The 19,973-nt window shown below is 33.9% G+C and carries 25 protein-coding genes and 1 pseudogene; 3 read left to right on the forward strand and 23 right to left on the reverse strand.

Going from position 1 to position 19,973, the window contains the following annotated elements; genetic code table 11:
• Position 1: 1 nt before the first annotated feature.
• The 6 genes from ACTT1L_RS01550 to ACTT1L_RS01575 all read right to left on the reverse strand — a co-directional run bounded on the left by ACTT1L_RS01550 (position 2) and on the right by ACTT1L_RS01575 (position 3,805).
• Positions 2–1,498, reverse strand: coding sequence for a polymorphic toxin type 50 domain-containing protein (locus ACTT1L_RS01550; protein ID WP_442821742.1), 1,497 nt, complete (start codon positions 1,496–1,498; stop codon positions 2–4).
• A complete protein-coding gene (locus ACTT1L_RS01555) occupies positions 1,495–1,857 on the reverse strand; it encodes a DUF3958 family protein (protein ID WP_061130393.1) in 363 nt (120 codons plus the stop codon). The genes ACTT1L_RS01550 and ACTT1L_RS01555 overlap by 4 nt, the downstream gene beginning before the upstream one ends.
• A 40-nt stretch (positions 1,858–1,897) precedes the next feature.
• Positions 1,898–2,173 (reverse strand): TIGR04197 family type VII secretion effector, encoded by a 276-nt coding sequence (locus ACTT1L_RS01560; RefSeq protein WP_442821743.1) that lies wholly within the window; start codon positions 2,171–2,173, stop codon positions 1,898–1,900.
• A gap of 214 nt (positions 2,174–2,387) precedes the next feature.
• On the reverse strand, positions 2,388–2,681 hold the full coding sequence (locus ACTT1L_RS01565) for a putative quinol monooxygenase (protein ID WP_000583810.1): 294 nt from the start codon (positions 2,679–2,681) through the stop codon (positions 2,388–2,390).
• A 38-nt stretch (positions 2,682–2,719) separates the two neighbouring features.
• Positions 2,720–3,358, reverse strand: a complete 639-nt coding sequence (locus ACTT1L_RS01570) for a nitroreductase family protein (RefSeq protein ID WP_000185385.1) — start codon at positions 3,356–3,358, stop codon at positions 2,720–2,722.
• A gap of 18 nt (positions 3,359–3,376) precedes the next feature.
• Positions 3,377–3,805 carry a MarR family winged helix-turn-helix transcriptional regulator gene (locus ACTT1L_RS01575; protein WP_000204165.1) on the reverse strand — a complete coding sequence of 143 codons (429 nt, stop codon included), beginning with the start codon at positions 3,803–3,805 and terminating at the stop codon, positions 3,377–3,379.
• A 264-nt stretch (positions 3,806–4,069) separates the two neighbouring features.
• On the opposite strand from ACTT1L_RS01575, the pseudogene ACTT1L_RS01580 reads away from it, so the two are divergent.
• Positions 4,070–6,014: pseudogene (locus tag ACTT1L_RS01580) on the forward strand (GTP-binding protein).
• A 46-nt stretch (positions 6,015–6,060) separates the two neighbouring features.
• Here the strand turns inward: ACTT1L_RS01580 and ACTT1L_RS01585 are convergent.
• From ACTT1L_RS01585 to ACTT1L_RS01610, 6 genes are all read right to left on the reverse strand, one after another.
• A complete protein-coding gene (locus ACTT1L_RS01585) occupies positions 6,061–6,705 on the reverse strand; it encodes an alpha/beta family hydrolase (protein ID WP_000679148.1) in 645 nt (214 codons plus the stop codon).
• A gap of 21 nt (positions 6,706–6,726) precedes the next feature.
• The gene (locus tag ACTT1L_RS01590) at positions 6,727–7,194 is read right to left on the reverse strand and encodes an NUDIX hydrolase (protein WP_000366261.1); all 468 of its coding nucleotides are present in this window, start codon (positions 7,192–7,194) and stop codon (positions 6,727–6,729) included.
• Positions 7,195–7,559: 365 nt separating this feature from the next.
• Positions 7,560–7,853 carry a YfzA family protein gene (locus tag ACTT1L_RS01595; protein ID WP_000768433.1) on the reverse strand — a complete coding sequence of 98 codons (294 nt, stop codon included), beginning with the start codon at positions 7,851–7,853 and terminating at the stop codon, positions 7,560–7,562.
• Positions 7,854–7,882: 29 nt separating this feature from the next.
• Positions 7,883–8,500, reverse strand: a complete 618-nt coding sequence (locus ACTT1L_RS01600; protein WP_442821744.1) for an ABC-2 transporter permease — start codon at positions 8,498–8,500, stop codon at positions 7,883–7,885.
• A complete protein-coding gene (locus ACTT1L_RS01605; RefSeq protein ID WP_000432461.1) occupies positions 8,488–9,360 on the reverse strand; it encodes an ABC transporter ATP-binding protein in 873 nt (290 codons plus the stop codon). The genes ACTT1L_RS01600 and ACTT1L_RS01605 overlap by 13 nt, the downstream gene beginning before the upstream one ends.
• Positions 9,348–9,737, reverse strand: coding sequence for a GntR family transcriptional regulator (locus ACTT1L_RS01610; RefSeq protein ID WP_001167463.1), 390 nt, complete (start codon positions 9,735–9,737; stop codon positions 9,348–9,350). The genes ACTT1L_RS01605 and ACTT1L_RS01610 overlap by 13 nt, the downstream gene beginning before the upstream one ends.
• Before the next feature lie 195 nt (positions 9,738–9,932).
• Here ACTT1L_RS01610 and ACTT1L_RS01615 point away from each other — a divergent pair, with 195 nt between their 5' ends.
• Complete coding sequence (locus ACTT1L_RS01615) at positions 9,933–10,130, forward strand: hypothetical protein (protein WP_061130390.1); 198 nt, start codon at positions 9,933–9,935, stop codon at positions 10,128–10,130.
• Positions 10,131–10,191: 61 nt separating this feature from the next.
• Here the strand turns inward: ACTT1L_RS01615 and ACTT1L_RS01620 are convergent, their stop codons facing one another.
• The 10 genes from ACTT1L_RS01620 to ACTT1L_RS01665 form a co-directional block, all read right to left on the reverse strand.
• Positions 10,192–10,623: an SMI1/KNR4 family protein gene (locus ACTT1L_RS01620; protein ID WP_000265813.1), complete on the reverse strand. Its 432-nt coding sequence runs from the start codon at positions 10,621–10,623 to the stop codon at positions 10,192–10,194.
• Between the two features lie 54 nt (positions 10,624–10,677).
• Positions 10,678–11,703: an SDR family oxidoreductase gene (locus tag ACTT1L_RS01625; RefSeq protein WP_442821745.1), complete on the reverse strand. Its 1,026-nt coding sequence runs from the start codon at positions 11,701–11,703 to the stop codon at positions 10,678–10,680.
• A gap of 185 nt (positions 11,704–11,888) precedes the next feature.
• Positions 11,889–12,560: an ABC transporter ATP-binding protein gene (locus ACTT1L_RS01630; RefSeq protein ID WP_000522868.1), complete on the reverse strand. Its 672-nt coding sequence runs from the start codon at positions 12,558–12,560 to the stop codon at positions 11,889–11,891.
• Positions 12,560–13,822 carry an ABC transporter permease gene (locus ACTT1L_RS01635; RefSeq protein ID WP_071743076.1) on the reverse strand — a complete coding sequence of 421 codons (1,263 nt, stop codon included), beginning with the start codon at positions 13,820–13,822 and terminating at the stop codon, positions 12,560–12,562. Before ACTT1L_RS01635 ends, ACTT1L_RS01630 begins: the two co-directional genes overlap by 1 nt.
• Before the next feature lie 5 nt (positions 13,823–13,827).
• Entirely contained in the window at positions 13,828–14,913 is a 1,086-nt protein-coding gene (locus tag ACTT1L_RS01640; protein ID WP_075395775.1) for an FtsX-like permease family protein, read from the reverse strand.
• Between the two features lie 65 nt (positions 14,914–14,978).
• A complete protein-coding gene (locus ACTT1L_RS01645) occupies positions 14,979–15,347 on the reverse strand; it encodes a hypothetical protein (protein ID WP_000838688.1) in 369 nt (122 codons plus the stop codon).
• Between the two features lie 207 nt (positions 15,348–15,554).
• Positions 15,555–16,502 carry a serine hydrolase domain-containing protein gene (locus tag ACTT1L_RS01650; protein ID WP_000844667.1) on the reverse strand — a complete coding sequence of 316 codons (948 nt, stop codon included), beginning with the start codon at positions 16,500–16,502 and terminating at the stop codon, positions 15,555–15,557.
• 24 nt (positions 16,503–16,526) lie between these two features.
• The gene (locus ACTT1L_RS01655) at positions 16,527–17,417 is read right to left on the reverse strand and encodes an AraC family transcriptional regulator (protein ID WP_062921114.1); all 891 of its coding nucleotides are present in this window, start codon (positions 17,415–17,417) and stop codon (positions 16,527–16,529) included.
• Positions 17,418–17,465: 48 nt separating this feature from the next.
• Positions 17,466–17,936 carry a GNAT family N-acetyltransferase gene (locus tag ACTT1L_RS01660; RefSeq protein ID WP_074543700.1) on the reverse strand — a complete coding sequence of 157 codons (471 nt, stop codon included), beginning with the start codon at positions 17,934–17,936 and terminating at the stop codon, positions 17,466–17,468.
• A gap of 17 nt (positions 17,937–17,953) precedes the next feature.
• Positions 17,954–18,361 (reverse strand): DUF3980 domain-containing protein, encoded by a 408-nt coding sequence (locus ACTT1L_RS01665; RefSeq protein ID WP_074543699.1) that lies wholly within the window; start codon positions 18,359–18,361, stop codon positions 17,954–17,956.
• Positions 18,362–18,457: 96 nt separating this feature from the next.
• Between ACTT1L_RS01665 and ACTT1L_RS01670 the strand changes: the two genes are divergently transcribed.
• Entirely contained in the window at positions 18,458–18,925 is a 468-nt protein-coding gene (locus ACTT1L_RS01670) for an NUDIX hydrolase (protein WP_442821746.1), read from the forward strand.
• 18 nt (positions 18,926–18,943) lie between these two features.
• Here the strand turns inward: ACTT1L_RS01670 and ACTT1L_RS01675 are convergent, their stop codons facing one another.
• Positions 18,944–19,855 carry a DMT family transporter gene (locus tag ACTT1L_RS01675; RefSeq protein WP_061130680.1) on the reverse strand — a complete coding sequence of 304 codons (912 nt, stop codon included), beginning with the start codon at positions 19,853–19,855 and terminating at the stop codon, positions 18,944–18,946.
• Positions 19,856–19,973: the final 118 nt, after the last annotated feature.

A 19,973-nucleotide genomic window follows, 5' to 3' on the forward strand; every position in this document is an offset into this window, starting at 1 on the left:
TTTATTCTGATGGTTTTGCTGGTACTATATGGGCACCATCTTTTCCATAATGTATCATTCCTCTATTAGTCTCTATATATTGTCCGGTCACAGTGTCATAGTATTTACCTATTGGTTTACCAAAGTCCACTCTTTCTTTATTTTTGGTAACAGTGGTTCCTTTTCCGGCAAACTTATCAAGCAATTCTTGCGCTATTTTATTATCGCCATAGAAAATGCTCTTATTTTTTCCATTTGCTAATTCTTGTTTATAGTTCGGTGTATCAGGAATATGCTTTTCTTGAGCTCCTGCTTTCACTTTTATTGGATAACCATTTACTTCACGGTATGGACCTTTAGGTACAGAATCTTTTCCATAAGAAGGTATTCGATTACTCGCACCCTTACCTCCACCAGAAGACTGGATTTTTTGAATAGTATCCTTAGTATTTTGAATCGATTTATTCCAAACAAATCCACCATGTGCAAAAAGACTAGCCCCAGCAGCTGTTGCTGCTATATCTAATGGAATAACAATTGGTGATGCTAACCCACCAGTTCCTACTTCTGCGACGATAGTTAAGAAATTAGATCCGCCTATGAGCGAAATACCTTCAAATATTTCTACAATGGACCCGGCTATTGATATAACATTTCCAGCCAACCTTCCAGCTTGGTAAGTTGTCTTACTTTCTAATTTATCATTCTCATGCGGTTGTAGTCCAACAAAGTTTTCTAGGGCTGCATCACCAGCACCTTGAAAAAATTCGATAACTCCATGCAAAAATGTTTGCGCATAAATGGCTGTTTTTTCATGCCATGATCTATTATCTTCCTGCTCTTGTAAGTTCATTTCTTGTTTTTGCAAAGTAATTTCTTTCATCTCGTTTTTTCGAGCTGTTTCTTCTATAATCCCCTGAATCGAACTCACCCAATCCATATTCAACCGTTGTGTACTAAACGTACCACTCACAGGACTAAATCCTTTCCCGCTTTGCACTTCAGCGAGTCCGGCTGTGATGCTAGCTGCTAATTGGAGGGCGGTGCTGTAGTTGTTGCTGGATGAATGATTGAATTCATATAGACGCTCTAGTTTTTCTTCTAGTTTTTTTCTCATTGCAATTAAGACTGCAATAATTGCGTCTACTCCAGGCATTGGTGTAAGTACTTCGATTGCTTCTATACTTGCAATGGATTGATTGATTTCTTGTATTTGTTGTCTTATTTCATGTTCGATAACATCTGTTGAAGCAACTTTTGCTTGGAAATCGTTTGGGAATGCTTCGTTTTGGCGAATTAATTCTTCACATAAGCATATAATCCCTTGCGCTAATGGCCGAAATGTTTGGACAAGGTAGGCTTTTGCACTACTGTATGTTTGTCCTTGTAATACTGTATCTATCGCAAAGGCATCAATAGATTGAATGGCTTGTTCCATACTTTGAATCGTAGCATTACATATAGCGTTCATACTTTGAGTTTGACTTTGTACTTCTCCCAAATACATGTTTAAACTCATGTATTGACCTCCCTTTGTAGTTGCTGCTGTTCATAGGAAAGGTCGTTTTCTTTCTCACTGAGATGCCGTTTTTCTTTAAGCAACGTCTCTTTTTCGTTTTCTAATTCGAATGTAAGTTTTCTTTCATACTGTCCGATCTCTTGCCGCATATTCGTAAAAAGGTGAAATGCATCTTTGTCACCATACCAAGTTTCTAGTATTCGGTTAAATAAACGATTATTTCTATTTTTCCATTCATGAAAACTAACCTCAGCTCGTTCTTGATTTTGCAGCGCGATTCGGTTTTCATTTTGTTCTTCAAATATAATTCGTAATTTTTGATTACATTGACTGATTCTCGTTTCAATTTCTTGACTCATCTTTTCTCCCTACCTTTTCCCCTTTACGTAGGTTGTTACATTATTGAAAAGTCTTTTGAAGTCCTGTATCCATTTCCTCAAATTCATTTGCTACGGAATGGATATTATCAATTGTTTGTTGAAAAGCAACGCAAAATTGTTTCGTGATCTGTAAATTTTGTTGATTTGCTTCTTGTGCTTTGAAGTTCACAGATAGTGTCGTACGCGTTGCCTTATTTATAGAGCGACTAGTAGCACTTTGCATTCTATCTGAAGCATTTCTCATTTTCGTTGCAAGTTGCGTTGCTCTATGCAAATTACTTTGAAATTCTCCCATCACTTACTCCCCTCTACCTTATATTTTCAAGAAAATTATACCATGGAAAAATATTCTAATAAACCGAATGTTCGAATTTAATAAACAATTAACCGCTGTTCCTGAGGATACGAGCAACACTTACCTATCAATATAACTGGATCCAAAGTGGATTCTACTTATACAAAAAAAAGATGACCTCAGCCATTCGCTAAAGTCATCTTTTTCTACCTTATTATTTCACTAACTCTCCATTATAAGCTTTTATATCAAGAGGAGCAGTTAAATACTGTTTTGCTTTGCTAACGAAAGATGTGAAGTGTTCACTCGTATTATGACTCGCAACCGCTACTTCATCTTTCCATACTTCTACCATCGTATACACATTTTCTTTTTCTGTATCTTTATATAAATCATAAGACACATTTCCACTTTCTTCTCTTGAACTATGAATTAGCGGATGAATTTCTTCTAAAAATGATTGTTGTTTCGCTGGATCTACTTGAAATATTGCGTGAATAATAATCATGGTGTTTCCCCTCTCATATTTCACTTATTTCTTTAAAATTACTTCCACTCTGCAACTTTTTCAATTGGAAGACGTACTGATTGGTAACCACTGTCAGCCGCTTTTCCGACTGAAATTAACATAACTGGTACGTAACGTTCTTTATCTAATCCGAACGCTTCAGCGATTTGGTCTTTTTCAAAACCACCAATTGGACAAGTATCATAACCGTGAGCACGAGCTGCTAGCATAAATTGCATTGCTACAAGACCACCATCAATAAGTACAGTATCTTTCATTACTTCTGGTGTAACCATTGAGAAGTAAGCTGAAAGTTTTTTCATCTGGTCTTCTTTTACTTCTGCTGGCATGAAACCGCGCTCTACTGCTGTACCGTAAATTTCTTCTGCGTTATCAAAGTTGTTTAAATCACCAAATAAAGCGATCATTGCTGAAGATGTTTCTACTTGAGATTGATTGAATTTCGCAAGTGGCGCAAGTGTTGCTTTCGCTTCGTCACTTTCAATCACTACGAATCTCCATGGTTGCATATTTACTGAAGATGGTGCAAGTGTTGCTTCTGTAAGAATTTCTGTCATTTCTTCTTTGCTAATTTTCACTGAAGGGTCGTACTTACGAATTGAACGACGTCCTGTTAAAATTTCGTTAAAATCATTTGTTTTTACTGAGTTAGTCATAGCTGTATTCTCCCTTTTTTAAAGTTCTTTTATATTTTCTTGAATGTGAATTAACATATTTAAAAGATTATCGCGTTCTTCCTCACTTAATCCTTTAAATGCAGATGCTGCAAAACGTTCTTTTTCCTCTTGAAACGCCTGAATTTTATTTCGTCCCTCTTCAGTAAGAGAAACTAACGTAATTCTGTTATCGTCTGGATTTTTACGTCTTACAATCATTCCGTTTGCTTCTAGTTGTTTTAAATGCCTCGTTATCGCAGCATTATCAATGTTCACTTCTTGCTGAAGTGCTTTTTGACTAATTTCACCTACTTCAAATAACTGAAGTATAAGCTCTAATCGAGACTGGCTCATACCCGTACACCCTTCAAATTTCGAACTTACTTCTTTATTTAGAAAGTGTAATTTATATAAAATAATCGCTTCTTTTGAGCATGAACTTGTCACATTACCCCTCCTTTACAATCAAAATAAAAACATTTGATGTATCAATAGTTGATATGTCAATTAATATAATCTATATCGATTTAGAATGCAAGCATTTTGTTTTTATTTTATTTTTTCCAAATTAAGGCGCTTTATCGCGTTACAAATAATGTTAATTGCACTATAATAGTAATAATTTAATTGACTGGAGAGTGAGTGTAATGCGGCAATACACAAATGGAAATGAGGATATGAAAATGGAAAATGAAATGAGGATATTGATATATGACAACAATAAATATAGGGATTGTCGCGCACGTAGACGCTGGCAAGACGAGTTTGACTGAGCGTATTCTTTATGAAACGAATGTGATTAAAGAAATTGGCCGAGTTGATGGCGGAAGTACGCAAACAGACTCAATGGAATTAGAAAGGCAGCGCGGAATTACGATTAAAGCATCCGTCGTTTCTTTCCTTATTGATGACTTAAAAGTAAATGTCATCGATACACCGGGACACGCTGATTTTATCGCTGAAGTGGAGCGATCATTCCGCGTTTTAGACGGTGCGATTTTAGTTATTTCTGCCGTTGAAGGTGTGCAAGCACAAACGAAGATTTTAATGCGAACGTTACAGAAACTAAACATACCGACTATTTTATTTGTAAATAAAATTGATCGTCGTGGTGCAAATAGTGAAAAAGTTGTAAAGCAAATAAAAACGATTCTTTCAAATGAAGCATTCCCCTTTTACTCTGTCCTAAACGAAGGAACAAAGGAAGCTCGTATTATTGAATATAAATCATATGATGATTGTATAGAACGATTAGCACCATATAATGAATCGTTACTTGAGTCATATGTAAATAACGAAATCGTAACGGACACAATGTTAAGAGAAGAACTCATTGAACAAATAGCACAAGCAAATGTGTATCCGATTTTCTTCGGTTCCGCAATGACGGGTATAGGAGTATCTGAACTACTTGAAAATATTCCATCCTTACTTCCAGCTAATAATCCGTCTCAAGATGAAGAATTGTCCGGTATTGTTTTTAAAATTGAACGTGAATCTTCTGGAGAAAAAATTGCTTATATAAGAGTTTTTTCTGGTAGCTTACACGTTAGAAAATATGTGGATATACAGCGTGGTGAGTCCCTACCTCATAAGGAAAAGATAAAAAAAATGTGCATGTTTCATAACGGAAATGCCGTTCAAACATCTACCGTTCCTAGCGGTGAATTTTGTAAAATATGGGGACTGAGTGATATTAAAATTGGTGATATTATCGGTGAACGAACGGATTATATAAAAGATATTCACTTTGCCGAACCACAAATGGAAGCTGCTATTGAAGTATTACCAAAAGAACGAATTCATGATCTATACGCTGCACTTATGGAACTATGTGAAGAAGATCCGCTCATTAAAGTGTGGAAAGATAATATTCATCATGAACTATATATTCGCCTCTTCGGTGAGGTCCAAAAAGAAGTAATTGAAACAACACTTTATGAGAAATATAATTTGCGGGTGACTTTCTCAAATACGCGAGTTGTCTGTATTGAGAAGCCAATAGGTGTAGGGAATAGCGTTGAAGTAATGGGCGAAAAAGCGAATCCATTTTACGCAACAATTGGCTTTAAAATCGAACGTGGTGAACTTAATTCTGGCATAACATATAAGTTAGGCGTTGAACTTGGATCACTTCCATTAGCATTTCATAAAGCGATTGAAGATACTGTATTTCAAACGTTAAAACAAGGTTTGTACGGATGGGACGTTACGGACATTTCTGTCACGTTAACACATACTGGTTATGCAAGCCCTGTTACAACAGCGAGTGATTTTAGAAACTTAACACCACTCGTACTAATGGATGCTTTAAAGAAAGCTGAAACATATGTATATGAACCAGTTAATGCGTTTGAATTAACTGTACCGGAGCAGGCAATTAGTACCGCAATGTATAAGCTCGCTGCTATTCCAGCAACTTTTAGCGAGCCGATATTCAATAATGACTCATACCATTTAACAGGATCGTTACCTGTTGCGAAAACAGAGAATTTTCAGCGAATGCTTCATTCATTCACTGAAGGAGAAGGCATATTTACAACGAAGCCAGCTTGGTTTCACAAAACTGAAACCTCCCTTCCCTACTCGAAAACGTGTTGATTATAATCCGCTGAACCGGAAAGATTATTTGCTTCATGTGTTGAAGGCTTATTAAAATAAAAGAGGTGCAATTCGCACCTCTTTTTGCATGTATTGATAAGTTAGTTTTCCCTAACAATTTCTTTAAGCTTTTCTATTATTTTCGCTATCGCTTCAATTGAATTCTCTGTTTCAAATTCCCCAACATTTACAGAATGATTTGCATTTTTGATAACATCAATCGTTAAATTCGTTTTATATAACTGCTTAACTTGATCTGCATTATATTGATGATCTTTATCCCCAATAACTAAAAGCCCTTCGTGACTACTATGTAAAATAGAATCAAAAATAGATTCAAAAGTTAGTAAAGGTGTAAGCACTATCATTTTTGACTGCGTGAATTCTTCTCTCTTCATTAAATCATTCGCAATCGGAATTGTTCCGAGTGACTTCCCTAAAAACATCGATTTGCTGTATTGTTCATTTTTCAACACTTCATTTATTACGGGATTAATATCATCCATCATTACTTTCGTTAGTTCTTCTATTGGTTTATTCATTACCTGTTCATCGTAAGAGTAATGAATATGTACAACATCAATTTTATGTTCAAGCATAAGCATCGTCGCGTAATAAAATAACGGCTTATCGTAATTATATCCTGAACCTGAGAACATAAAGCAAACCTTACTAGAACCTTTTTCGATATGTGTGTAACGAATTACTTTGTCATTTATATGTACCTCTTTTTTAGTCCCCTTCATCGTTTCTCCCTCCGAATACATTTACTTTTGTAGTACGATATGTTCTGTGTGAACTGATACATCCTTTACTTTCTCTTTTATAAATGCAGGCTGTAAGTTATATGTATGTAGTTCTTCTACTGGCACCCATCTAAACAAATACGTTCTACCCTCTTCTTCCAAAATATATTGATCCGCTCCATTTGCAGGTAATTCATGTAGCTCTACTTCATAATAAAAACTAATCTCATGAAACTTTCGCTCAGAAAGTGTAAAGAAATTTTCTACTGACCATATTAATCTTTTCCTTTTAATAGGAACACCTATCTCTTCCGCAAGCTCTCGTTTTAATGCATCTTCTCTATTTTCTAGCATTTTCACTCTACCGCCTGGTACGTACCAAAAATCTTCACTGTCACCTTGCAGAATAAGTATTTTATTATCATGTTTACAAATTGCTCCGCCGCGGTAGTTAAAACATGTTTTCTCAACTTTGAACGTAAGATCCACAACGATTGTCCCCTATACTTCATTTAAAAATCGCTATAAAACTATTATGTATGTATCGTACAAATAAGATTACTAAATTTTTCTAGTTCGTTCAATAATTTTCGAACTTTCCAAAAATTATACACATCATTTGTCATCACAAGTATAAATACATATGTCACAATTACTGCGCACACTTTGGAAGCAGTATGGGGGGACGAATGCATCTATCTCTATCAATATACAAAATTGAAGAATCAAATAATTTTCAAGAAATCATTGTAAAAGATAAAGTGAAACATCAATAAGTGGAGTTTTTATCTTTTTCCTGTTGTTTTTAAATATAGTTAAGACATTATTAAAAAGACGCAAGGTCAACTTATGTGCTAATTAATTCTTTTTCTAGAAAAAGCGTCTTTTATTGCACTTGTTACTACATTTAGGAATAATAAAATAGCCATAACTGCCGTTAGTACATTAAATTGCTTTGTTTTATAAGGAGCGAACCATTCCGTAAAGAACTCTGAATTAACGAGACGATCCCCAACTCCTCCTTCCTTGAAGTTCGGTATCCACGAATTCATGTCAAGGATGATAAAAATTAGTTGCATAACGAAAAATGCTCCAATAGTTTTCAGCCAATTTCGTATTCGACTAGGACGCTCTTTTTTTAATTTCATTTAAACCATCCTCCTTTTAGAACTTGCTATTAAAGAGCCTTGTTCTGATAGATACGAATAGATAATATCCATGAAACCCCATAGCACCCCACTGCTATGACAGCAAATAAAAGAAATAATTTCAAATCTGAAATCTCTTTTAAAAAGGTCAGTACGCCATTAGCATATTTATTTAATAAATATGGAGTATTTTTCATTAAATATATAACTCCAATAGATAAAAATATAAAAACTGGTACAAGTGTTTTCACTTTAAATGCAACAAAAAATGGGATGTAAAATGCTGTTATCAGCATGACTGCCAAGAAGCCTAGTATGTAACTTTCTATGGAAAGTTGAAATTCCATGCTGTCTAAAATGAAACATTTTCCAACTAAACAAAATGGGATGATTACTATTGTAAAAAGTAAAGTTCCAACGTATTTTGAACTTATAATTTCCTTCCTAGTATACGGTAATGAGTTTACTAAAATATTAGCATTATCTTTATCATCAGATTGATATGTGTTAATTACAAAAACGGCACTACAAATGATTATGACATATGCTACATCCATGCCGGCCCACAAATAGGTAACTAGAAATAAGAGATAAGCAGGCAAGAAAGTTTTTTGTAAAATCAAATCCTTTTTAATTAAATTAAGCATCTTGAATCCCCCTTTTTCATGAAATACATAATATCCTCTAAACTCGGTTTTTCAATCACCACATCCTTATCAAATAAATTTTCGATAGAATGTGCATTTTCAATCAATCCCTCGAAACCTGTATTTGCCTTACGTACAGAAATAAATTCACGCTCAGTATCAAACTTTAACAAATCTAGTGGTCCTTTGACTAAAACATAATCCTCTGCAATGGCATAAATATCTTTTGTGAAAATATGCTTCCCATTTTGAATAAATGTAATATAATCGGCAATGCGGTCTAAATCCGTTGTAATATGTGATGAGAAAAAGATAGTTTTCTCTCCATCCTGCATAATATTTTGTAGAACATCCAATAATTCTCTTCTGAATACAGGATCAAGTCCAGATGTAGGTTCATCCATAATAATTAGTTCAGCATGATGTGAAAGGGCAATTGCGAGAGAGGCTTTCATTTTCATTCCTTTGGAGAATGTTTTCATTTTTTTGTTTAATGGTAATTCGAACAGCTCTTTATAATATGTAAATTGGTTAAAATCCCATTTTTTATAAGCAGGTGCAATAATTTTAGTAATTTCCTTTAATGTGAGTTCATCATAAAACACATTATCGTCATAAACGAAGCCAATTCTTTCTTTAATTCGTTTCGCATCAGTCGAATAGTTCATGCCAAATAAGGAGACGTTTCCACTATCCGGGTTTATTAGATTCATAATCATTTTAATTGTTGTAGATTTACCTGATCCATTTCCTCCAATAAAACCCGTAACAAATCCTTTTTTTACTTCCATCGAAAAATTGTTTATTTGAAACCCTTTAAAAGATTTACTGACATTTTGAAGTTCTATTACGTTTTCCAAGAGTTTTCCTCCTCGTATAAAATTGTAAGCATTTCTTTTAGCTCATTTAAAGAAACATCCATTTGCTTAGCATTTTGAATCGCTTCACATAACTTTTCTTCAACTGTTTTTAATTTTTCTTCTTTCATAGTTTCAATGTTTTGTTCTGCTACAAAGGACCCTCTTCCGACAATTGAATTAATAAAACCGTCTTTTTCCAGTTCTTCATATGCTCTTTTCGTTGTAATAATACTTACTCGTAAATCTTTTGCTAACTGACGCATTGAAGGAAGAGCATCTCCTTGTTTTAAATCACCTAGTAAAATAAGCTTTTTTATTTGGGCACTAATTTGTTCATAAATAGGTTCCTTTGAAGTGTTCGTAATAGTGATTTGCATGCAAATACCTCTTTTTAAAAATATTGTATATATACTTTATATACAATATGTACTATCGTACATTGTAAATCAACAGAAAATTTCCAAAATATAGTCGCAAACACAATCTAATAATAAATGTAATTCATACAACTTATTTTTACGGGTCTTCCTCGTATTTGCTCGATTTTGAGGTGGATGTCTTACTGCTATCTAATGCGGTATAAAGACTACGTTGTGTTTTACGGAGAAATTGGCACAGTTGGTATTGTGAAAGCAAAAGAGTTTGAAACAGAAGAACATTCTGAGGAAGTTGATATCAAGTTAGACTGGTATGAAGATGACGAGGAAGGATTGAAAAAGATGTTTCCTATGCTATGGGAAATGTATGGAGAAAAACCGATTGAGTGGTAGATTTATATACGAAAAACGCCTTGTTTCTTTATTAACAAGGCGTTTTTTCTTGATACTATGTTTAAATTGTTATCTTTCCACTCTCCCACCACACCATAAAAATCTTTAAAGAAGGCGCAACCCACGTTCTGCTATCATTTTCATGATTCCATACATATATATCATCTCTTTGCACGATTCCGTTCAAAATAGAATAACCAAACAAATCACCATTTCCGCCATCAGCAAAAAATAATAAACAGTCAAAAGGCATATATAAATCCTTGAAATCAACTATATTTCTCATATTTATATTTTCAGTTTTAATTTTTGAAGCAGACCATATAAAGTCCCCGTATTCACCTTCTACACCGTTTGTTTCCTGTAATAATTGATGTAAATCATTCGGCAACTCCACATGTAAACAGTTTTGTATATCAGTTAGTTCATCCGTCATAGCTGGTTGTTTCAAACTTAAGTTTGGTGAGATACTGTGAATGGTGTTTTTCCACATCACCTTTTCTCCTCCTTATGTGCAATCAAGTATATTCAAAGAGCTCATCTAAATTTATTGATACCACTTTTCTAACAACTCTTTCTCCCTCTCGCCTGAAATACCTGCTTTTAATTCCCATTCGTCCACACTCTTCATCCACTCATACACGTCTGTAACTGTATGTTCTAACCTTTTAAAAGTAAGCCCTTCTTTCACAGCACTATCTATACTAATAGAAAAACCACCTTTCCACGGCTTCGTTTCACCTTCTAATGAAAAAGTTTCTGGAATCCATAAAGGCATCTCTGTCCAAGGCTGCACATTATGTTCACTCATAAACGATTCGTCTACCCAAACGAATTCAGCATCACTATACGTAATCTTTTTACACGTATTTAATAGTTCTTCCATCGTCAAATCATAATTTGGACCTGTTACATTGAATATACCTGCATTTTTGTTTTCTGCCATGTTTAGTCCCCAATTTGCGACGTCTTTTATATCAACTATCTGCACTGGACGGTCTTTTCTTCCTGGAACTAACACCTTATCTCCTTTTGCTACACGCTCAATCCAATATGGAAGCCGATCTGTATAATCAAACATTCCTGAAAGAAGTCCTGCTCTTACGTGTAAAACACGCCGAGGCCAATACTTCTCTGCTTCTTTTTCACATAATACTTTCAGCGCACCGTAATACTCATAAGGAGATATTTCACCATTTTCTACAGCCTTTATTTGCTCACCCGTCGGTTCAGGTTGTAATATATAGTCTTCTTTTATATGATGCGGAATCCAATCTTTATATACGGAAAGGCTTGAGATGAATATATAGTGTTCAATATTATCTTTAAGTACTTCTCCAACATTTCTTATGTGATGTGGAGAAAATCCACATGTATCTATGACAACGTCCCATTTACGATTTTCTAAACTTGATACATCACCATTTCTGTCACCGATAAGCTGCTCCACTTCAGGAAAAATTTCTTTGTTTGTTCCGCGGTTAAATGATGTAACTTCATGCCCTCTCTGTAAAGCCTCTTCTACAAAAGCTCTCCCTAAAAAACGTGTACCACCTAGTATTAAAATTTTCATGGTTCTCCCCCATTCATCATTGAAAAATCCTTTCTTTTGTTAAACGAATTTCAGTCGTAAAAAGTTACGGTGGATTTGTTATTTAACTTTAATTCTAGAAACAAAAATAGAATCCATTTTGAAAAATCAATCAACATGGATTCTTAAATAAAAAGCAATTTTTTTGATGTATCTTAGTTTAATTGTTAACTCTGCACAATTTCCCCATCAACTAACTCAATAATTCTATTACACTTATTCGCTACTTCCATATCATGCGTTACAATAATAATTGTTCGTCCTTCTTCATTCAATTGTAATAGCAAATTCATAATTTCTTCTCCTGTTTTTCTATCTAAATTTCCGGTCGGTTCATCTGCCAATATTAATTCTGGTTCACCTACTAACGCTCTTGCAATTGCGACGCGCTGCTGTTGTCCACCTGATAGCTCGTCGGGTGTTTTATACATATGTTCTTTTAAACCTACTTTTTCTAAATAGAACTTCGCCTTATTTTCTCTTTCTCGTTGCTTTAGCTTTCTATATGTGAGTGGTAGCACTACATTATCCAGTACAGTATGTTCTTTTAACAATGCAAAATATTGAAAAATAAATCCGATCATTTCATTTCTTGTTTTATGAACTTTATTTGCTCTAATTTCAGTTAATGATTTTCCATTTAACGTATATTCACCCTCATTTGGCATATCAATTAACCCGATAACATTTAGTAATGTACTCTTCCCTGAGCCTGATCGCCCCATTACCGCTATAATTTCGCCCTTATATATCGTTAAATTTATACCGTTTAACGCGAACGTATTGTGATTCTTATTACTATACACCTTCTTAATATCTTTTAGTTCAATTAACCCCATTATTCCATCCCACCTATTAATGTTTTCGGTTCAAGCTTTCTAATAAACAAGAAGACAGTTACATTCGAGACAATGATAATCAATAATAAGAAAAGAAATACTAAAAACAATATAGGCATATCCAATTTAAAGTCTAATACCGTTGCTTCCTTTAAATCCTTCGACATTTGTAATAGAACCCCATACCTCCATGAAAAGTAAGCTATTGACATTCCTAAGCCAGTTATTGCTACAATAATGTTCTCTAAAACAATTTGAATAAACATACCAAATTTACTTTCGCCAAAAGCTATTTTTATACCAAATTCCCGCTTTCTCATCAAGATAGAAACAATGGTCGTTACTACAATTCCGACAATCGAGAATACAATGAATAAGATTCCTACTATAAGTTGAGGTATTTCAGAATAGCCGTTAAGAGTAACATCTTCATTTATTTCATCACCTAAACTTTTCAAATGAAACGTACCGCCGTTTCCTTTAAGTTGAATTGATTCTTCTAGTTTCTTTACATCTGCACCTTTTTGTAAATATAAAACTGTACTTTGATGCAGTCTTAAAAACATTGCTTCATATTTTTCAAATCTATCAAATGACATAGGCATTATCATTGCGTAATCCAACTTCAAATATGTGTTCGTCGTATTATTATTTACGATAAATTTATTTTCTGGCAAAAACCCTGTAATTGTATATTGATTATTAATTGTATCCCCAACTTGAAAATATTTCTTAAAGTAAGAACCCATTAAAACTTTTGTTTTTTCTTCACTATTTTTTTGAAAGTCATCATAGGAGAAACCTTCTTCAGGTTTTAAAGGTAAATGTAACATTTTATAGTAATTTTCATCTACAAAAATTGTTTTAATAGTAGGTCTTTCGTCGTGAAACGTTTTATGTTTCAAATCCGTAATCATACTGTTTTGAAATGGTCTATTACTTGACTCTATTTCAATAACTCGCTCCTCGTATGTACCATACGAAATCACATCTTTATTTTGATGAATTGTATTATAAACCGCTTGAATTTTCTCTTTATTAAATTGATTGCTTTGTAATCTATCTGTCGTCATTTCAAAAGTAACTAAATATGTTTTATCCCCATTTAATACCGAGCTGGATTTATCGTTTAGGTAGTTTAAATTATAAAACACATTAATTGAACTCGTTATAGTTGCTAATCCAAATGTAATCTGTATTAGAAGAAGTACGGAAAATAGAAACCTCTTTTTTAATGCTATGAACGCACTTTTTATTCTCATCGTTTTTACTCCTTTAATGCTTTAGCAGGTTCACTTTTAAGCACATATACAAATGGTATTACAGAGAGAATGAAAGCTATAGTAAGTGAAAGAAATACACACATTACAATATGAGTAGACTGTAAACTAATATTATAGCTTGTAAACTCTATAATATTTTCACTCAAAATGCTAAAAATCCATTGTATGCATATTGCACAGGCTGATGCAGTGATTGCACATAAAAATAATTGACTAAATATAAAAATAAAAAGATTTACATTACTTGCTCCCAAAGCTTTCCTTAACGACAAACTTTTTTTCTTCGTATAAATCCAATAATAACTTACTATGATACTAGTAATGAAAGCTATACATAAAAGCCTATATGGAAAACTGAGTAACTCTTCTACGGCTTCACTTGAGTTTTTTTCCTTCTCATAGTTCTCTTTTTCACTAATCACTTTAGCATTTATATCTTTATTGTTCTGTTTCATATGCTGTATGAAAGTTTCTATTTCCTTGATAGGTTTTTCGTTAGAACGAACAATCATTTGGAATGTATTATCTTTTTGTATCATCTGTTTCACTTCATCTGGCATGTCATTTAGAGAGACGTAAATTTTAATATTATACTCATATCCAGTATTTTCTCCAGCTACGCCTTTAACTGTATATTCCTTATTAAATAATTTTATTGTTTCCATATCCTTATAAATTTTCTTCCCCACTATTACACTATTTTTTTCATCTTGTCCTATCTGAGAACCTTTTAGCAAAGGTGGAGACCAATTTTTATTAAGGAGACCATTCATTATTACGTGGCCGATATCCGGAATAGTAATACGAATATCATTTGTAATCACACTAGCGTTTTTAAAATCAGATTCTACTAACGTCTGAAATTGTTCGAAATTAATTTCCCCCATATTAGTAAGTTGAACAGAATAGTAATAATTAAAATAACCATTTTTGCTATCATAAAATTTCTCATCATAATAATCTCGCGTCGACATTGCGATCAGGATTGGCCATATTGTCAATACAAATCCAATAAATAACATAATGAATATTGTTTTATTCACCACTATTTCTTTTAATACTAGATTCATATATCCTCCTCATTTTAAAAACCGTGAAAAAGGTATTTATCCTTTTTCACGGTTTTTGTTGATTTTCATTTAATTACCATTTCCTTAGAAGTGTACGCACTATCCCCTACCATTATCCATTCATGACCCGAATAACCTCTGGTCACCGGTCCTTTGGATGCAACGCTAACATTTATACGATCTGACGTTTTAGCATCATACAATGCTAACTCTTTAGAAGTCCCATCATCAAAGCTAGCTCTTACAGTCATCTTGTAAAAATGAGGTTCGTTCTTTTTCGCAGTATAGGCAGTTGCCTTAGCTTTTGCTCCGCTTCCTGTCCACGTTGCATTATTATCCCAACTAATCGAAGCAAATGAAACGGAAGAAACCATACCTAATAAAGAAGCAGTTAATCCTATAACAGCTAAAGTTTTTTGAAGTAGGCTTTTCATATATTCTTAATCTCCCTTTTTAAAATATTCACTTAAATATTTAAGTATTTTTAGGCCTTGTCCTCATTATACATAAAAAAAATAACCATATATCGATAAAGTATAATATTTACATTTATTCACGCAATTCTTACATTCCCCTGAACTTTCCGTCATAAAACAAAAAGATGGTATGAAGCTCCAATTCACACCATCTTTTTACTAAAATTATTTATTTAACCGTATACAAGGAAGAATATATTTCACAATCAATTCCCATCTATCCCGTGCATTCGGCATAGCTTCAGAAGCAATTACTACAACCAATTCCTTCTCTGGAATACAACAAATCATATTCCCACCATCACCCATTGCACAGTATGAAAAGATTCCATCCTCTTCTCGTAACCACCATAAGTAACCATATTGATTTTGGTTCATTGTTGTCGATTCTTTTATCCATGATTTTGATAGAATTTGTTTTCCATTATGAATACCTTCATTCAAATACATCTGTCCAAACTTAGCCATATCTTTAACTGTTAACGTTAGTCCCCAGCCGCCTGTCGAAATACCATTTGGATCATGAACCCATCCTTTTACATCTTTTCCGAATAAGTCATCAAATCCAAACGCTTTCATATTGTAGTTTGGAATTTCTCTCATACCGAGTGGCTGAAATAGCTGTTCATTCGCGAATTCACGCGCACTTTTTCCTGTTACGCTCGTAATAATTGCTGATAGTACATGCGCTCCTGCAGATGAATATTTAAAAGCCCCAATGTTTCCGCCTTTTCCTATCCTATCTAACGTATACTGTATCCAATCTTGTTGCGTACATAATTCTTCTAACGGTTCCTGCCAGTCTACGAAAGGATATGGAGCTGTCATAGTAAGGAGATGCCGCACTGTTATTTCAGATGAATTACAATTATATTCTGGGAAAAATTCTATTACTCTTTGATCAACGCTTTTTATATAGCCTTTATCTATACATATCCCAATTAGCGCAGAGATTATCGTTTTTGTAACTGACGCTACATGAAATGTATCATTTGGTCCGTAATCGTTATAATATTTTTCAAAAATAATATTACCTTTCTGCACTACTAACATACCATTCATATTTTTATATTCTTCTTTTATAATCTGATCTAACTTTTCAGCAGTTTTCATTATTCCTTCCCCTTTAACCTATAATTAAAAAGGTTCGATAGGTACATATATATCAACTATATGTTTATGCTTTGGATGCTGCTTTGGATCATTTCTATATACTTCAAAAGGATATGAGTCTCTCGGTTTATATCCGCTATTTGGCAGCCACTCACCATATATAAAGTCCCATGCTCTTTTATATTCATCTTGGAATATTTCAAAATGTCCTACTGCATACTTGCCTGAAGGTATTACCATTATTCCAATGTCGTTCGTTTCTATTGCAGATTCACCTGGAATTGTTATACATAAACTTGTTCTTAAATGATTGTCCTCCGTAAATTCATGATGATCGTGGTAAATGGTTAATACTTTCGTATCCTCAAATACATGATAGTTTTGCTTGGTTGCGTATTGAAATAGTTTCTCTATCATTTTCGGAAAAGCTATAGTTAACTCGTCATATGTACCGATATGCCTTATGTATGCGACGTTTATATTGTCTACTGTTACAATTTCAACATTCCCTCGAACCTTCTTACATTCATTGTATTGAGAAATTCTTCTTACGTCTTTGCAATTCTTGCTATTGTCGTTTCGATATTGAGACGGACTTACTCCATAATAATTTTTAAATGTACGGGAGAAAACTGCTGAATCTGTGAAACCAAAATGGTAAGCGATATCAGTAATCGTCATATCCGAACGGTATGTAAGAAGGTTTGTTGCCCTTTCCAGTTTCAATCGGTTTACATACCGAGATAATGGTTCATCTACTATCCCTTTAAAAATTCTATGAAAATGATACTTTGAAAATCCTGCTATATCCGCTAACTCTTCAATTGAAAGTGAATCATTTATGTGTAATTCTATATAATTTTGTACTTTGTATATGCACTGTAAATACTCATTTCTACTTTGTTTACTCTCCATACTTCTAGCTCCTCACAACAAAAAGGCTAACTTTTCGCTAGCCTACTTTTACACATGTTTCAAAAATAAAACTCTACTCCCGCCGTTCCCATCATAATTTGTATGTACCGATACACCCTCTACCTCATCATCCCCATCCTCAATTCGAAAACCGATTTCTTGATGAAACTGTATCGATTTTTTATTAACTGGTGACGTAATTGCTTTTACAACTTTACGATTATTTGCACGTGCGACATCAAAGAAATACGAATACAATGTCGATGCAATTCCTCTTCTTCTATACTTCGGATTTACCCCGATAAAATGAACGTACGCTTCCTCTTTATGCGTTTGCGAAAAGAATCCGCATAAGAAACCTAACGTTTCGCCATCTTCTTCAATGATAAAACTCGTTTCTTGAAAGTGAACGAAAAACAATTTTGGCAACATAGCAGCCATGTCTCTCCCGCCCCACCAATCATTTAAAACAGAATGAATCTTTACATAATCTTCCCCTTGGATGTTTCTTACTCGCATACGTTTCTCCCTCTCACTCACTTCATTTTTTCATAAATTTTAATGACTGTTTCTACTAAAAGGATAAATACCCATATCCCGCAAAATACAAGAACTGACTGAAATATAGAACCTAACATAACAATACTTATTAAACCTAATTCCGATCCCGAAATAGATATTTCATCAAACCCAAGATTATGTATAAATGGACCAGTTGAAAAAGCCATAAAAATAGATCCTATTAAATAAATCACACTCATTATTTTTAATATTTTTATAGAAAGATATGAAGTTTGTTTTTCTTCCACTTGTGATAATTCGATTTCCCCACTCGCAATTCCTTTTTGCAAACAGTCTTCACATAAAAATTCTTCCTTAATTTTTTTACCACCGTGCAATGTACCTGTTATTTCTTTACAGCGCGAACACTTTCGATTTATCATTTTGTTATCACTCCAATCTATTAAGATTGTACTTATATAATTCTAACCTTACCTTATTATTCCTTTTATGTATTTTATAGAGAGGTGACGTGTTTTATGATATCTAAACTTACTTTTGATTATAAAAAGCCTACTGAGCAATATGTATTACGCCCTAGTTGTTATGCAATTATTTTTAACTCAACTTCTTCAAACATTGCTATTATCCAAAAAGGAGACCGTTATTTTTTACCTGGTGGCGGTATGGAAGGTACCGAAACAAAAGATGAATGCTTACATCGTGAACTACTAGAGGAATTAGGATGGGCAATTGAAATTAATCAATATATCGGTAATGCAATGCGATATTTTTATGCGGAAAAAGAAGATACTTATTATTTAAACGATGGGTTCTTTTATATTGCGAACATGGTGCAGAAACGAACTGGAAACTGTGAGGAGGATCATGTTTTAAGGTGGATGTCTCCATTACATGCTATAGAATATTTACTTCATGATCATCAAAAATGGGCTGTTGAACAAGCGCTTTTATTACGAAACAAAAAAGGATCTCCTTCTATATGAAAGAGATCCTTTTTACTGTTAGCTTACCTTTTTCAAATTGAGAGCTGGCTTTTTGATTCCACCTTTTTTTACAACATATAGACCCACAAAGATAATAAGTCCGCCAACCAGTTGCATCATATTGATTTGCTCTCCTATTGTTACTGCCGCAAAAATAACTGCGAACAACGGTACAAGATACATATAAACCATTACTTTCGTTGAGCCTATTTGACTAATACCGACATACCACATTGCAAGTCCGAAGATGGTCGCAAAGACAATTGAATATGCTAGTGATCCCCAGCTTGGCGTATCTACTGGCCACGTTAATGTATTTACGTTGAATAAACAATATATAACGAGAGGTACAATTCCAATTAAAGTAGACCAAGATGTGACTCTCATTGCGGAGTATTTTGTAATAAGAGGTTGTGCTAATATTGGATACCATCCCCAAGCAATTGCTGCGACTAATCCAATTACATTTCCAAGCCACGCATACTCGTAAGTAGCTCCTCCTGTATGTCCTGTTAATAAAACGAATGCTGCACCAATAAACGCTACTATTGAACCAATTTGTACTTTCATCGAAAAACGTTCTTGTTTGTGTAATACTGCTAATATCCCTGTAAATATAGGTGACATCGCAATTAATAATGAGGCGTTCGTTGCTGAAGTATATTTCACAGATAGCATAAACATCGTTTGATACATTGTCGTTCCAACGATGCCGACTGCTACTAATCGTAGCCAATCTTTTCTTTCAATACGTAATGAGCGTTCCATCATAAAAGTAATAAGTAATAATACCGGTGATGCTACTAAAAATCGTAAACTATTAAATTGAATGGATGACATAAATGCCACACCATACTTTCCTATTGTATAATTTGCTCCCCATACTAATGCAACTGATACTAGGAGCCATTCCATTTGCCATCGTTTCATCCGAATCTCCCCTTCCCTATTTAGCATAGTAAAATTGGCTGGATAAAACACCGTCCAATTGGCTGTTTTTTTACCCAGCCAATTTGCTATACTGGATGTATATAAGAGATACGGAGGC

The organism is Bacillus sp. FH (genome assembly GCF_052216825.1).
GTDB classification, from domain to species: Bacteria; Bacillota; Bacilli; order Bacillales; family Bacillaceae_G; genus Bacillus_A; species Bacillus_A paranthracis.